This window comes from Pseudolactococcus piscium, from assembly GCF_002441695.1.
In the GTDB taxonomy this organism is placed as follows: Bacteria; Bacillota; Bacilli; order Lactobacillales; family Streptococcaceae; genus Pseudolactococcus; species Pseudolactococcus piscium.
In genome coordinates this window covers 127,771-143,467 of record NZ_JXJW01000001.1, presented here as the reverse complement: position 1 = coordinate 143,467, position 15,697 = coordinate 127,771, and the positions used below count along the sequence as shown (strand labels likewise).

At 39.5% G+C, this 15,697-nt stretch carries 12 protein-coding genes; 1 reads left to right on the top strand and 11 read right to left on the bottom strand.

Translation table 11 applies throughout. The features are described 5' to 3' along the window. Positions 1-68: 68 nt before the first annotated feature. From RU86_RS00610 to xylB, 11 genes are all read right to left on the bottom strand, one after another. On the bottom strand, positions 69-2,030 hold the full coding sequence (locus RU86_RS00610) for a glycoside hydrolase family 20 zincin-like fold domain-containing protein (protein WP_096813547.1): 1,962 nt from the start codon (positions 2,028-2,030) through the stop codon (positions 69-71). A 3-nt stretch (positions 2,031-2,033) separates the two neighbouring features. Next, positions 2,034-3,146: a GDSL-type esterase/lipase family protein gene (locus RU86_RS00605; protein WP_096813546.1), complete on the bottom strand. Its 1,113-nt coding sequence runs from the start codon at positions 3,144-3,146 to the stop codon at positions 2,034-2,036. 110 nt (positions 3,147-3,256) lie between these two features. Then, positions 3,257-3,946 carry a hypothetical protein gene (locus tag RU86_RS00600; RefSeq protein WP_096813545.1) on the bottom strand — a complete coding sequence of 230 codons (690 nt, stop codon included), beginning with the start codon at positions 3,944-3,946 and terminating at the stop codon, positions 3,257-3,259. 24 nt (positions 3,947-3,970) lie between these two features. Further along, complete coding sequence (locus RU86_RS00595; protein WP_096813544.1) at positions 3,971-4,846, bottom strand: carbohydrate ABC transporter permease; 876 nt, start codon at positions 4,844-4,846, stop codon at positions 3,971-3,973. Then, positions 4,846-5,730 (bottom strand): carbohydrate ABC transporter permease, encoded by an 885-nt coding sequence (locus tag RU86_RS00590; protein WP_096813543.1) that lies wholly within the window; start codon positions 5,728-5,730, stop codon positions 4,846-4,848. The genes RU86_RS00595 and RU86_RS00590 overlap by 1 nt, the downstream gene beginning before the upstream one ends. 144 nt (positions 5,731-5,874) lie before the next feature. Then, positions 5,875-7,200 (bottom strand): ABC transporter substrate-binding protein, encoded by a 1,326-nt coding sequence (locus RU86_RS00585; RefSeq protein WP_096813542.1) that lies wholly within the window; start codon positions 7,198-7,200, stop codon positions 5,875-5,877. Positions 7,201-7,273: 73 nt separating this feature from the next. Then, entirely contained in the window at positions 7,274-8,584 is a 1,311-nt protein-coding gene (gene xylA, locus RU86_RS00580) for a xylose isomerase (protein WP_096813541.1), read from the bottom strand. 411 nt (positions 8,585-8,995) lie between these two features. Next, positions 8,996-9,673, bottom strand: coding sequence for a ThuA domain-containing protein (locus RU86_RS00575; protein ID WP_096813540.1), 678 nt, complete (start codon positions 9,671-9,673; stop codon positions 8,996-8,998). Between the two features lies 1 nt (position 9,674). Beyond that, a complete protein-coding gene (locus RU86_RS00570) occupies positions 9,675-10,679 on the bottom strand; it encodes an aldose epimerase family protein (protein ID WP_096813539.1) in 1,005 nt (334 codons plus the stop codon). Between the two features lie 242 nt (positions 10,680-10,921). Further along, positions 10,922-13,291 carry a phosphoketolase family protein gene (locus RU86_RS00565; RefSeq protein WP_245810445.1) on the bottom strand — a complete coding sequence of 790 codons (2,370 nt, stop codon included), beginning with the start codon at positions 13,289-13,291 and terminating at the stop codon, positions 10,922-10,924. A gap of 13 nt (positions 13,292-13,304) precedes the next feature. Continuing rightward, positions 13,305-14,801 (bottom strand): xylulokinase, encoded by a 1,497-nt coding sequence (xylB, locus tag RU86_RS00560; RefSeq protein WP_096813538.1) that lies wholly within the window; start codon positions 14,799-14,801, stop codon positions 13,305-13,307. A gap of 407 nt (positions 14,802-15,208) precedes the next feature. On the opposite strand from xylB, the gene RU86_RS00555 reads away from it, so the two are divergent. Further along, positions 15,209-15,616, top strand: a complete 408-nt coding sequence (locus tag RU86_RS00555; protein WP_096813537.1) for a hypothetical protein — start codon at positions 15,209-15,211, stop codon at positions 15,614-15,616. The last annotated feature ends 81 nt before the right edge of the window (positions 15,617-15,697 follow it).

Sequence of the window (15,697 nt, the reverse complement as noted above, 5' to 3'; positions counted from 1 at the left end):
CTCCTTAATTTAATCGCTAGCGCCTAAAAATTGACAAATAGGACACCTACTTTACGCGCATCATTATATCAATCATAAATTTGTCTACTGTGCGCATCCGCAATACCAGATTTACGCCAAAAATAAGTATTGACCTGATCCCGCCAGTCTTTGGCAACACGATACTGTTCGGCCAAAAGCAATTTGACATTTTCAAAAGAGACGACATCTAGTTCATCTTCCAGTGCTTCCCAAACAGCAATATAGTGTTCAACCTGTTCAACACCTTCAAAATGGGTGTCATAGATATGCTGAATCAACGTCTTGCCACTTTCTTGAAGCCGGTGTGTATAGGGAAGGTGATGGAAAAATAGGACTAGATTGTCAGGACATGTCGCTGAATCATTGTACTGCGCTTCAAGCGCTGCACCATACTGAGCTGTATAGCCTGTACCATCTATCGACGTCCGGTTGACACCGATTCCATTACGATCGGCAAAATGATACGTCCCCCAGCGATCATATTCGTAGCCATCGACATCAGGCCCGTAATGCAACTGCGGTTTAACCATAAAACCAATCCCAAGCGGCGCCGTATAAAACTCATAGGTTTCACGAGATGTTAATAAAACGTCTAATAGTTTTGCCTTGGCTTGGGCACTTAAGTAGAAGGTCAGCTTGAGCCACTCATCGGCTATCTCCTGAGAGGTCAACCCGTTATCCCAGCATAACCTACCATAAGCGAATAGGTTGATCTGCATCAGTTTATGATGCGTCCAGTTGTTATCCATACCGACACTACCAACAGCCGCAATCCCAGAAAGAGAGGGTATAACGGAATGTTCTTTGAGTGTCGTTTTCACCAAACTCTTGCCATCCGTCATTTGCGTATCAAAGTCCAACGCTTCCTTCCAAACAGGGGCCAAATAGTAAATATGCTTTTGATGGCCAGTGTACTCCTGCGTAATTTGAAATTCGATCATGTGATTGGTCTTTTTCAAGGCACCAAAGAGAGGGGTTACAGGTTCTCTCGTTTGAAAATCTATCGGTCCTAATTTGATTTGTAGCGTCACATTATCATCAAATTTACCATCTAACCCAATAAAGTGATCATAGGCGGCACGCGCACGATCTATCGACCTATCTCGCCAATCCTGTTTACAATCATAGACAAAACACCGCCAAATGACATGACCACCATAAGGTGACAGTGCACGGGCGAACATGTTGGCACCGTCATCATGTCCTCTACCATAAGTAAAGGGCCCAGGTTCTCCTTCTGAATCAGCTTTAACGACAAACCCTCCGAAATCAGGAATCGCACGGTAGATCGTTTTGGCAATTTTCGTCCAAAATCTATTGACATCATCAGCTAATGGATCAGATGTCGCCAAGCCACCGACGAGTTTAGGAGATGCAAAATTCACACTCAGATAGGTTTTAATGCCGTAATGGCTAAAAATATCTGATATTTCTTTAACATCTGGTAAATTTTCTTCTAGAATTAACCGGGTTTCAACTTGATGCACATTGACATTATTAATCGATACGGCATTGATCCCTACTGATGCAAGCAAGCGTGCATATTGCCGAATTAACTCAAAATCTCGCCTAAAGGTGTTAGCTTTGTAGAAAATAGAATCTCCCGCATACCCACGTTCGATCGACCCATCCATATTATCCCAGTGATTGATCATCCGAATACTTTGATCAGGAATCGACATGAGGCTGACAACATCTGCTCCCTGTGCTAAAACAGTATAGATATGATAAAACCCATAAAGTAAGCCTTTTGAGTGATTCGCTAAAATAGTGATAACATGATTTTCCAGGACAACTTTGAACCCTTCTTGTCCCAAACGTGCATCCGTAACAAGATCAAACACAATATCTGCATCTTCCTGATTGCTTTTCTTGTGCATATTAGTATACAAGTCCGAGAATTCATCAGCAATGGTTGTTGCTATCTTTGATGTATCATTTAAATAATAGCCTTGGTATCTGTCATCTGTGATTTTTTTAGTTAACCAACAGCTGTCTTTGTTCGACATGTCTCATTCTCCTAATATCTTTAATAGTGTTACTTTGGGTAAGCGCTGCGCCAGTAGATGACCACCAGCTCGACTATAATGCAGGCCGTCTCCTCGATCGATTTCATCCGCTAGCTTGACCTGTGATACGGCATCTCGTGCCAGAAAATCCAAATCTAATACACTGTCAAATAAGGACGTCTCCCTAATCCAAGCATTGACGGCCTGTCGCTTAGCCTCAAATGAGGACTGATAAAAATCAGACTTTCCGGCAGGTGTCAACGTACAGGCGACTAATCGACTACCATAACGTTTGACGATATCAGCGTAGTGCATCAAGCCTGAAATAATCACTGCTGCACTGGCAGTCCCAAACAGGCAGTCATTAATCCCATGGTATAGTAAAACTGTGTCTGGTACCGCTAAGGAAAACACATCCCTCTCAAACCTTAAGAGACCAGAAGCACCATGACGCAGATAAGCGTCTGATGCAGGTTGATCTGTCCCAACTAGTATTTGATTGCCGCCAATACCAAGATTAACAAGACCAAACGCGTCTAGCTGCTCCTCTCGTAGTCTACTTTTTAAACCATCCATTAGCCAACCTTGCTGCGTTAATGAATCTCCAAAGAAATGGACCGTTTTAGCATCCGTCACAGCTTCTAAGTATTGAAAGCCATAGACAAACTGCAAGGCAGGGTTTTCTTGTCTTGTTCTGAATCTTTTTTCTTGCGGCTCAACTTGATTTTGGTACCTATTCTCAACGCTTATATTTTGATCTGAATAAGTGACAATGCCACTCGTTATAATCGTCGGTTTAGCTAACTGTGTCGTGATAACAATCTGATCCCCCGACTCAAACATTACCGCGATTGGATCGGTCTGAATCCGCTCACCTGGTCGAACACAAATCGTATCTTGCCTTAGCACCTGAACTAGGTAGACCTCGCCCTGGTGCGATAAGGTTACCTCGCTAAATATTAAAGACTCAATGCCATACTCATTTTCTAGCACTAAACGCAGACTAGCCCCACCGGCATCAAGCGTTAATGTAATGACCTGTTGCTCAGCTTGTAAATAACTTGGCCACGATCGATAATCCGAACTTAAGTAGCCAAAAATCGGCTTCCAATTCATCTTGCTATCCTCTTTCCCTCTTTAATTGATATCATACTGCTATCACCCGTTTCTTAACAAAGTAAAGACAGCTAATCCACCTTTTTTGACATCAGACTCACACCCCTGTTCTAGAAGCCAATCTTACCTGACACATCTCCAAAATACAGGCTAACTGAGAACCGACACTGACAATTTAGATAAATCAAATAATTGATCAAGCCACCAAGTATACAGATATAAGCGATAGGAAATAAAACTAAGGAAATGGCAATCCCAACAAGACAGATCATGTTAACCAAAGTGACTAAAGGTAATCTATAAGCAATTAACAAGGCTGAGAAAAATTTTCTACCTAAGCTGAGTTGCTTTGATCTTGCGTCCGTTGCTATCAAGATCATAAAAAACAGACTACTGATGAGAAAACCACTTGTTATCAAAAATGGCACATAAAGCAAGCCATTTTTTAGCACACTTAAAATCCGAAAGTCAAAAACCAGAAAAGCGATTAGTAGGGTGTAAAAGACACTCATTTGCCACTGAGACTTTAGATTCCTTTGATACAGGCGACAATATGCTTTAAAAGCTAGCGGTCCTTTACCCGCTTCATTTATGGTAAATTGTGTTAAAAAGCTGATAAGCATTAGGAAAATAGGGACTAGAAATAAGATAAAATTATTGAGCGTCATTTTAAATACCAAAAGCATCATCAGAAACAGACTATTCGATAAAATAAAATACAGGCTCTGAATCGTTAAGCGATAGACAGCGTTAACAATATCAACTGTCCAATCTGTCAAAAAATCAAAATTAAATTTCATGATTCCTCCTTATCATACGTCGTATTATCCTTTAATACCTGAAGACGTTACCCCATCAACAAAGTATTTTTGGGCACTAAAGAACAAGATAATCGCAGGTAAAAGTGAGATAAGCGACATGGCAAACACTTGATTCCATGGTGTATTCGTCGATGGATCAATATTCAACTTCAAGGCTAGGGATACCGGGAATTTATCTTGAGACGTGATATAGATAAGTGGTCCAAGGAAATCACTAAAACTCCAGACGAATTGGAAGATTACACACGAGATCAAAGCTGGTTTCAAGGCTGGCACTAGTATCCGCCATAAAATACCAAATTCGCCACAACCATCTATCGTTGCTGCTTCATCTAAATCTCTTGGAATCGACCGCAAGAACTGAATCATCATAAATACAAAGAAGGGCTCTTGGGCAAACACTGAGTTGGCAATCAAAGGGATGTAGGTATCCAACAGACCCAGATTTTTCCAGAATAAATATAAAGGAATACGCGTGACAACTTGAGGCAAGAACATGGTTGCCATCAATAAAGAAAACATAATTTTCTTAAAAGGAAACTCGAATCGAGCAAAACCATAAGCTGTGATCGTCGCAGACAAAAGTGTGAAAACGATCTTTGGCACGACATATTTAAAGGTATTAATGAAGTATAAAGTAAATGTATAATCCCCTTTGGTATTCCAACCGTCAATATAAGCTTGAAAATCTAAACGCTTTGGAATAAACCCAATGGATGTGAAAATCTCATTATTCTCTTTAAACGACGCACCTACCAGCCAAATAATTGGATAAAGCATGACCACTGCAACCAGTGTTAAGACGACATATCTCATTACGGCAGAGAATTTTTGATTTTGCAGTTTTCTATTTTCAGATAAACTAGGTGTAACAGCCATTATTTCCCACCTCCATCAGAGTAATAGACCCATTTTCTTTGACTAGAAAATAAGATAATCGTTGTCCCAACAATCAAGGCAAATAACACCCAACTTGCGGCACTTGCATAGCCCATATCAAATTCTTTAAAGGCTTTATCATAAATATACATAGATGCCAGATACGTCGAATTTAGTGGGCCTTTACCTGTAACAATATAGGGACCATTGAACTCTTGAAAGGCATTATTGAGCTGCATGACAAGATTAAAGAAGATTGTCGGCGTTATTAGGGGGATTGTGATTTTTAAAAACTGGGTCAACTTAGACGCCCCCTCAAGACTAGCTGACTCATATAGCTCACCTGGAATATCTTTTAGTGCCGCCAAAAATATGAGCATTGCTGATCCAAACTGCCAAACTTTTAAAATGACAAGAACGATCATTGCCCCAGTTGCTGTTGATAGCCAATTGATTGGCTGTACCCCAAATATCCCTAAAAACGAATTCACTAACCCTTTAGGTTGAAACATAGAGCGCCATAGGACACCCACAGCGACATTCCCACCTAAAATAGAGGGAATGTAGTAGGCTGTTCGATAGAAATTAATCGCCTTCAACTTAAAGTTCAAAATGAAGGCAACAAATAGTGCAAAACCTAACTGAAGTGGTACTGTCGCCACCGTATAAATCAACGTCGCTTTTAAAGAGGCGATGAAGGTCTGATCTTTGAATAAATTGATATAATTTTGTAACCCTAGAAAGGCAACTTTTTGTCCAACACGTGCCAGTGAGTAGTCCGTCAACGCGTAATAAAATGATGATAGAATTGGCCAAATTGTCAAACCGATAAACCCAATGAGCCATGGGGTTACAAAAATTAATCCAATTTTTTTACTTCTCATTTTTCCCTCCTCGGAATTCAATAATTGGAATAAGCATTTACAGCAATCAAAACAGCTAGAAATACACCGCTATAGGATAGCCGAGTAAATGATTATGGGAACAAACATTAACATATTTGCTCCCATATCTTTGATTAGAACGACTTATTTTAGTTTATAATCTTTTGCAAGTTTAGCAGCTTGATCTTTTGTCTTTGTAAACACATTTTTCGCTGCTGTTTTCAAATCAGTTTTGCCAAGTTCTACAGCTTCAATCTCTGTTGTGTAGATAGTTGTCAAACTACCATCTTCATAGAAAGGCGTCTCGTTCATCTTGACTGCTTTTTGTCCATAGTCATAGCCATCCTTCATGAAACCAGTTAACTTACCTGATTTAGTTAAGGACTTGACAGCTGCTGATGACGCTGGAATACCACGAGATAGCCCTAGTATCTCGTTTGCTTTCTCACCATTAAGAAAGTCATTTAAGAATGTCCCGACTTGCTCAGGATTCTTTTCATTCTTTTTAACACCAAATAACATAGATGGTTTTGATAAGAGGTTAACCTTTTTACCACCCTCTGCAATCGGATAGTCCACAATGACAAGCTCACTACCAACTGCTTTTAAAGATTGATAATCTGATGTAATACCCGCATTCCAACCAATACCGCCACCATATTCACCGTTCAACCATTTTTTATTAGTTGCTAATGAAACCGGTTCTGTCCCAACATTTTCTAAGTAGTCCTTACGAGAAACAAAGACACGTGCATCGGCCATTTTTTTATACCAAGTCATGCCATCAAGATAGTCTTGCTCTGACCAGTTCAAATCACCTTTTGCATTAAACTCAGTTTTGCCAGTTTTTTGTTGCAACCAGACAGTGACTGGAAAGCGCCATGTAGGTGAGGCAATCATGAAGGACCCTTCAGGTAATTTTTTTGCTGCTGTTGCATAATCATCCCAAGTCTTAAGGGATGCAGCATCAATACCATTTTTTTCATATGCAGTCTTATTGACATACATGACAAGTGTGTTTTCGCCATAAGGCACAGCAACTTGCTTGCCGTCAACCTGACCAAACTTCAAAAAGTCTTTGTTATATGTCGATAAATCTAGACTCTTGATTTTGTTTAAATCATAGAAGCCACCATTTTGGCCAAACTGAGGTACCCAACTATATAGCAAAGTCGTCACATCAGCCAGGGTATTTCCTGCATAGCGTGTTGTAAAGACTTGGTCCAAGTCACCAAAGCCACTTGGTTCTCCCTTAACAGAGATATCTTTATGATCCTTTTCAAAATTCGTGATCATATCTTGTGTGGCTTTATGCCGATCATCATTCCCCCACCAACTAAAGCTGACTTGCACAGCCCCTTTATTTTCAGTCGTATTGCCCTTTTTCTTGCCAGCCGAACACCCTGTAGCTAACGCTGCAATCGACAGAATTGTCACAGCACTCACTGCCACTTTTTGCCATTTTTTCATTTCATGCTCCTTCTTATTTCCTTTATTTTAGAGGATTGCTTCTAGTTAGTATCAAATTAGTTACTTACACCAATCAAACCAAGTAATCATTCAGGTGTGATTTGACAAGTTCAATATGACTTGATTCATTTTTTATTTCCCCACCATGCTCTAGCGAGTAGGCAGTCAAGGACTCAAGGTCTTCCTTGTCAGCTAAAATGTTTGCACCAATGCCTGTTTGATAGCTGGCATATCGACTGGCTTTTAAATCTGACAAGAACCGATCCTCTAGAATCGCCGCTGCACCTTTCAAGCCGCGTGCAAAGGTATCAAATCCTGCGATATGTGCCAAGAACAAATCTTCAGCCGCAAATGATGAGCGACGCACTTTTGAGTCGAAGTTAATGCCACCAGGTGCCAGACCATCATTTTCTAAAATTTCAACCATGACAAGCGTTGTATCTAGTACGTTTGTTGGAAACTCATCTGTGTCCCAGCCAAGTAAGACATCCCCTTGGTTGGCATCAATAGAGCCAAGCGCATCATTGATCCGAGCGACAGTTAGCTCATGCTCAAATGTATGACCAGCTAATGTCGCATGGTTGCCTTCCAAGTTAAGTTTGAAGTCCCCTTGCAAGTTATACTTCAAGATGAAGGCAAGCGCTGTTGCGGCATCAAAATCATATTGGTGTTTCATTGGTTCTTTTGGTTTTGGCTCAATCAAGAATTGGGGTTTGTGACCGATTTTCTCACCATAGGCAATCGCCATTTTAAAGAGACGGGCGATATTGTCTTGTTCAAGGGCCATATCCGTATTTAACAAGGACTCATAACCTTCACGACCACCCCAGAAGACATAGTTTTCACCGCCTAATTTTTTAGAGATATCCAAGCCTTTTTTGATTTGGGCTGCCGAGTAAGCAAAGACATCAGCGTTATTTGATGACCCAGCACCATTGACAAAACGCGGATTTGAAAATAGATTAGCCGTGTTCCAAAGTAATTTAATACCTGTTTCATCCATCTTTTCTTTGATCAGATCCGTAATAACATCTAAGTTATCAAAGAATTCGGCTAGTGATTCGCCTTCTGGTGCAATGTCGATATCATGGAAACAAAAGTAAGGGGCATCTAGTTTGACCAATATTTCAAAGAAAGCCTCAACACGATTTTTCGCTGTTTCGAGGGCTGTCTCACCCAACCATGGCCGTTGATTAGTTGCACTACCAAAGGGGTCTGAGCCATCTTGTGTCATGGTATGCCAGTAGGCAATGGCAAAGCGGAGATGTTCTCTCATCGTCTTGCCTGCAACTACTTCCTCGGGGTTGTAGTGTCTGAACGCGAAGGGATTCTTTGCATCTACACCTTCGTATTGAATTTTTTCAATCTCTGGAAAATATGTCATGTTGTGCTTCCTCCTACTCGTTTTTTACGAGCCAATTAGTTAGGAAAAATTATAAACTAACCTAACCATACGATGTTAATTAAAATGTTTTTTGTAAGTACTTTTCATATCCAAACCTAGTTAGATTGTTCGGCGTACTAACTTATAAACTCATTGTAACCGCTTCCACCTAGTTTGTCAATACTTTTCCTATATTTTTTACTTATTATTTTTCGAAACTGACTAACAAGACCAATATTTATCTGTTTACTAGCATTATCAGCAATTTCTCACTACCTTAACTATCATTGATTTATGATGACAGACGTACTAGATAAGACAGACAAATAAAAAAAAGCATCCCTCTAGTTAACAAGAGGGATACTTTGTCGTTATTAAATCGTCCTATTTTTGCCACTTAAAAGAGCCTAGCTAGACTTGAGACTTCAAGTATTGTTTCCACCTTACACTTGACTGATGCTTAAGTAGCCAGCCTATAACCGTGCTCAAAATAGCCAAATTTGTCTCGTTTTCCATCCCTTCTAAATTATGACTTGGGGCATATCCTGCAACTTTACCACTCCCATAAAAGTGACGCCATCCAGCAACTGACTCCCCATACTTAGAAATACTACGTAAAAAAATTGTTGTATAAGCATCAATCATGCCAATCTGATAATGCTCATCTATGATCGTAAACTCACTTGGACATTCTGCTATATATGATTGATACGTCACCGCTAGTTGCTCTGGATGCATGATAAAATACCCTTTGATCATTTTGACATAGTCTGAATCTTGGGGATAATTTGATAACCCTGAATGCAGGGAAAGCCAACTACCACCATGCTCGACATATTTGATAATCAGTTTGCTAATTTCAGGTGTCAGCCATCCACTAGCATTGTCTTCTTGTCCTACGACTTGATTTTCTATTGATAAAATAATCAAATCAGGATTCTCAAGAATTGCATCAGCCAATTTTTCAATTGGTATATTTTCATAATTAACTAACTCATCCAATAAATCTAAGGCATGCTGAATATAATCTTTACCATCTGATTTGTGGTGATACAAATCACCAGTGATACTTATGACTTTTTTTACCATCTTATTTCACTCCAAATTTATAGTTGATACTTTTTACTATTTTTTTTCCTGGTAGAAGTGCTACATCTCCCCATTCTGGATGATTGGGTGTATCAGGGATTTCTTGAAACTCTATTGCAAGTCCTAAATTTTTCACCATTGGACGATGATTAACGTAAGTTGTCCGATGCCATCCAGTCGCAGTGTATATAATAACACTTCGTGCATTACTCGTTACAGTTAACGTTCTACCACTTACATCATCGGATACTAAAACTGTATTGCTATCTGAGTCTTCTGCAAAAATGTAAGCTGTGTCTAAACCATTTGGTAAATCACGCAAAGCCTGATTCACTCGTTTGGGATTTGTAAAATCATAAGGTGTATCCGAAACGCCAATAAAGGCGCCTGTAGGAATTAGTGCGTTATCCGTCTCCAATATATGAGGTGCTGAAACATAAAGATTTTGCTCTTCTATAGTGGTTTTTAGGTCCCCGCTAAGGTTAAAATAGCTATGATTGGTTGGATTGAAATAACTGGCAACAGAGGACTCCCCAGTAAATGTGATGGTCAACTGATCACCGGCTAATCTATAAATAACGGCTGCTTTAATCGGACCAGGAAAGCCAGATTTATCATCTAAATAGCTAAAGCTAACCGTGATGCTATTCTTGTCTTCTTGCCAATCTAGTTCCCATTCTTGAAAAGACCAACCTTGCGATCCACTATGCAGTGAATTACCATTCTCATTTGCTTGTAGTGACAATTGACCAATTTTTGCCTGCTTAATACGTCCAGCAACTGGACCGACTGTCGCACCAAAGTACTGCAAGTCATGCGATATATCAGACATCGGCGTCACATTTAGTACAATATTTTCTTTCTTACCAACTTTATCTTTAGCAAGTACTCGGTAAAGATGGGCACCATAAGATAGCAACTCTACAGTCAAGTCATCATTTTTTAAAATCACTAAAGATGATGTTTTGTCTTTCCCTAGACTGACTTTTTTGATTATTACACTCATACTTCTCCTCACAATGTTATAAAAAGATGCACGCCCACTGGCGAACAGGGATCGTGCATCATTTACATGTCATCTCAAAACGAGACAACATAATATATTGAATAAAGTATCACAGATGTCAGGTTAAATTAGCTAAGGAGGCTCAATTATCGACGTATAACTGGCAGTTGGCTGACTGTCAGTTTACACCTGTCATACTTTAAAACAATCATTTTAAGTTTATGTCGATATGGTCATGTCTCTTATGACCATATCCAATTTTCAACTTCTGGTATATCCTCACCATGTTCACGGATATAGCTATGATGGAAATTGATCGTGTCAGTCATTTTTTGTGAAAACGGCGCAGCTTCTTTACCGTAAACAGCATTAGCACCATCTTGTGCCAAATGGAAACGGTCCATTTCACTAAAGACACGCATGTCAAATGGCGTTGTAATATCGCCATTTTCACGATACCCGTGAATTAATACATTCTGATTATGTCGATCAAAGAAGATATCACGAATTAGTCCTTCATACCCATGAAAGGCGAATACAATAGGCTTATCAGTTGTAAAGTATGCATCAAACTGTTCATCACTTAACCCTCTAGGATCAACGGATGGATGACGTAGTTTAAGTAAGTCTACAACATTAATAAAGCGAATTTTAAGTTCTGGTTTCTCTGCTTTAAGGAGAGTAATGGCAGCTAATGCTTCTAAATTTGGTTCCGTACCTGCAGCTGCAATCACTAAATCTGGTGCTTCATCTTCCGCATTAGTGGATGCCCAGTCAATAATTTTCAGGCCTTCTTTAACTAAAATTTCAGCTTCAATTGCAGAGTAAAACTGAGGTCTAGGCTGTTTTGAACAAACAATCAAGTTAATCAATTCTTCAGACCCTAATGCTTCAGCCATTACTGCTAATACGGTGTTCGTATCTGCTGGTAAATATTCTCGTATAAACTCAGGTTTTTTTTCTGATAAGTGGGTCAAGAGACCTGGATCTTGATGTGTGTAGCCGTTGTGATCTTGTTGAAAAACTGTGGATGTTGCAAGCAGGTTAAGCGATGGGTAATGATGACGCCAAGGCTGCTCTTTAGCTTTACGTAACCATTTAAAATGTTGCGTAATCATTGAATCAACAACTCGTAAAAATGCTTCATAACTTGCGAAAAAGCCATGTCGCCCAGTCAATACATAGCCCTCTAAGAAGCCTTCGCATTGGTGCTCTGATAATTGCCCATCAATCACACGACCAACTGGTGAAATCCATTCGTCGTAGTCTTCTCTCTTTGTTCCCAGCCACTGACGATTTGTCACATCAAATATGGCGTTCAAGCGATTTGATTTCGTTTCGTCAGGTCCAAAAATACGAAAGTTTTCTGGGTTAGCGACAATTAATGCTTTAGCAAATCTACCAAATTCAATCATGTCCTGTGCCACAGTTTGACCAGGTTTAATAGATAATGCATAAGATTGCCAATCAGGGATAACCAATGGTTTAGGATCAATTCCCCCATTAGTAATCGGGTTTGATGACATGCGTTGATTGCCTTTTGGCGACAAGGTACGAATCTCGTCTCTAATTGTGCCATTTTCGTCAAATAGCTCATCCGGACGATATGACTTTAACCAATCTATCAAAGCATCAACTTCTGCCATATGGTCAGCATCGACTGGAATCGGCACTTGGTGGGCACGAAAACCGCCTTCAATTGGGGCGTTATCCCAAGATTTAGGGCCTGTCCACCCTTTTGGTGTCCGAACAATTAAAACTGGCCAGTGTGGCATCTCAGCATCTTCTGCTTTACCTTGACGTGCTTCTGCTTGAATTTCCTTAATTCGGTCAATTGCATGATCTAATTTACTAGCCATTAAAGGATGAAGTACAGCTGCATCCGTCCCCTCAACAAATATAGGATCCCAACCGAGTCCTTCAAAATACTGAGTCAATTCAAAATCTGATTTTCGTTCTAAGATCGTTGGATTCGATATTTTACCACCATTTAGATACAAAATAGGCAGAATAGCCCCATCATTTACCGGGTTAATAAATGTATTTGAGAACCATCCTGCGGCAAGCGGACCGGTTTCTGCTTCCCCATCACCAATAACTGTCGCAGCAATCACGTCTGGATTATCTAAAATAGCACCTGTAGCATGTGATAAAGCGTACCCTAATTCGCCACCTTCATGTATTGAGCCAGGTGTTTCTGGCGCTGCATGTGATGCAATGCCTCCAGGAAAGGAAAATATTTTACAGAGTTGTTTAAACCCTGCCTCATCCTGTGTAATCTCAGGATATAATTCGGTATAAGTGCCATCAATATAAGCATTAGCTACCATCACTTGCCCACCATGACCTGGACCTTCTATATAGAACATGTTCAGATCATACTTGTTAATGACGCGGTTAAGATGGGCATAAATAAAGTTTTGCCCTGAAATTGTTCCCCAATGTCCTATGGGGTGTTTTTTTAAATCTTCTTTTTGAATCTCATGTTTTAACAACGGATTATTCTTGAGATACATCTGTGCAACTGCAATATAGTTAGCTGTACGCCACCAGGCATCAACTTTTGAAAGGTACGCTTCTGAAGAGAAATCTAGCATTTGTTTATTATCCATCCTATGTTTTAGCTTATTTTAAGGCCAGTAAATCATGACTGATTGCTTGTGTTGCCTGATAGATTTGTCTATATATTTTATAAACTGCTGTATAAGCTGCTACATTTTCAGCAATTGGCTTCACTTCATCTTTGTAATGCACAAAAACTTCAGCAGCCTCTGCTGCACTTTCAAACCAACCCGCACCGATGGCAGCTAGTATCGCAGCACCTAGACCTGGCCCTTGTTCAACTGTCAAATTTAGGATTGTTGTATTAAAGATATCTGCTTGCATCTGTAGCCAGTCAGCATTCTTTGCACCACCACCAACAGACACGATTTGGTCAAATTTTCGACCTGCTATCTCTTCCATCATCACTTGGGAATCTTTGAGTGAAAATGTAATCCCCTCAAGTACAGCTCTAGAAAAATGTGTTAAGGTATGATGCGTATCAATCCCAATAAATGACCCACGAATTTGGCTATCAACATGTGGTGTACGTTCACCTACAATGTAAGGCGTAAAAAGCAGACCATCTGAACCCGGATGTATCTCAGAAATACCTTGTAGCAATTCTGAATAAGTTTTATCTTTAGCAAATGTTCTCTTAAACCAATCTAAACTGTTACCGGCAGCCAAAGTGACACCCATTGAATAATAGTCATTTTTTGATGCATGGTTGAACAGATGAAGTTTGCCTTGATAATCTACACTAGCGTCTTTTTCAAATGATAAAAATACACCACTTGTCCCGATTGAGCACATACCTGCACCGTCCTTGATAATGCCTGCACCTAAAGCAGCACAGGCATTATCAGCACCACCTGCGAAAACTGGTACATCAACTTCAAAGCCAAAAAATGCTTTCATTTCTTTTGTTAAGTTGCCTACTTTATCTTGTGATGCTAATAATTTCGGCAGTCTTTCAACTGGAATATCAAATAGGTCTAAAATTGGAATCGCCCATTCTTTTTTAGAGACATCAAGCAACAAAGTTCCAGCAGCATCTGAAAAATCCGTTACAAATATATCTGTCAAACAAAAGCTCAAGTAGTCTTTTGGCAACATCATATAGTGTACCCGATCCCAATTTTCGGGTTCGTTTTCTTGAATCCAGAGCATTTTCGGTAGCGTAAATCCCTCAAGCGCCCTATTTTTTGTTAAGTCAAGAAGTAAATCTCCAGCTTTTTCAGTGATCGTTTGACACTGTTTACTTGTTCTGACATCATTCCAAAGTATGGCTGGCCTAATGACTTGCTTCTGTTCATCTAAAACGACTAAACTATGCATTTGACCTGAAAAACTAATCCCTTTTAGGTCCGTTTTCATAGCGGGTTGGAGACCAACCAGATCGACAATTACTTTTTTTACCGCACCAATCCAAAGATTCGGATCTTGTTCACTATAGCCAATTTTTGGTGTGGAAATGGGGTAGTCATAGCTAGATTCTGCAACAACTTCACCCTGTTCATTAATTAATATGCCTTTTAGAGAGCTTGTCCCCAAATCAATTCCCAGTACATACGCCATCTTTTTCCCTTTCTTACTACAAAGTACTTATCTAAATTATGTCAATCAAGAAAGTTCGTATATCGAACAAACTTACATTGTTATTGTAAACCCTTACAGGATATTTGTCAAGCACAAGCCCGCTATTTTATATGATTAGTCCATCTACTACTTTGATTATCAGAAAATGACTGATAGTCAAGGTAGTTTCTTTTCTCAATACTATGCTCGTTTAATATTATTTTAAGCTTTATTCATTATAATAAACGTATCCCTAAAATTTTTCATAACAACTCCTTAAGACGCCTAGGTTTGGATAACCTAGGCGTCTTTCTTTTATGATTTCTTAGTCACACATCACTTAGTGAGTAAGCGTTTACAACACTTGCTATTCATGATAAACTTATGATAAAAGGAGGTGTTCTAACATGCAGATAAGACGTGTCTCTTGCTATCATTTTTTTCCTATCTGTGCAATCGTCAGTTTAATCTTAATCAGGTTCATCGAGCTTAATTATGCTGATCGTAATCCACAGGTCATTCGAACCTATTTATTCTTTAATCTACTTTTCCCTTCAGTTTACTTTTTTCTAGTTGCTTATTTAGTGCCCCTATTTATATCGCTTAACTGCAAAGTAAGAGGTAAACACCTGTTACACCTCATCTGGTTCAGTCTAATGTCCCTTTATCTGTTGATTAGTATCTATGTTTGTTTGATCAAGCAACAGCCAGATTTATTCCCACAGAAAATTGATATTAGCTTAGGTATCTTAGTCGGGTTAATCTTAGGCTGTGCCTTAGCTTGTCAACCACCCGATGTTCGCTTAAATAAGTAGCATTAACCGATTGAGAAGCTATTTTCACTGACGAAAATCCCATCTACCTTTAAAGGTTAGACGGGATTTTTAAATATCTTA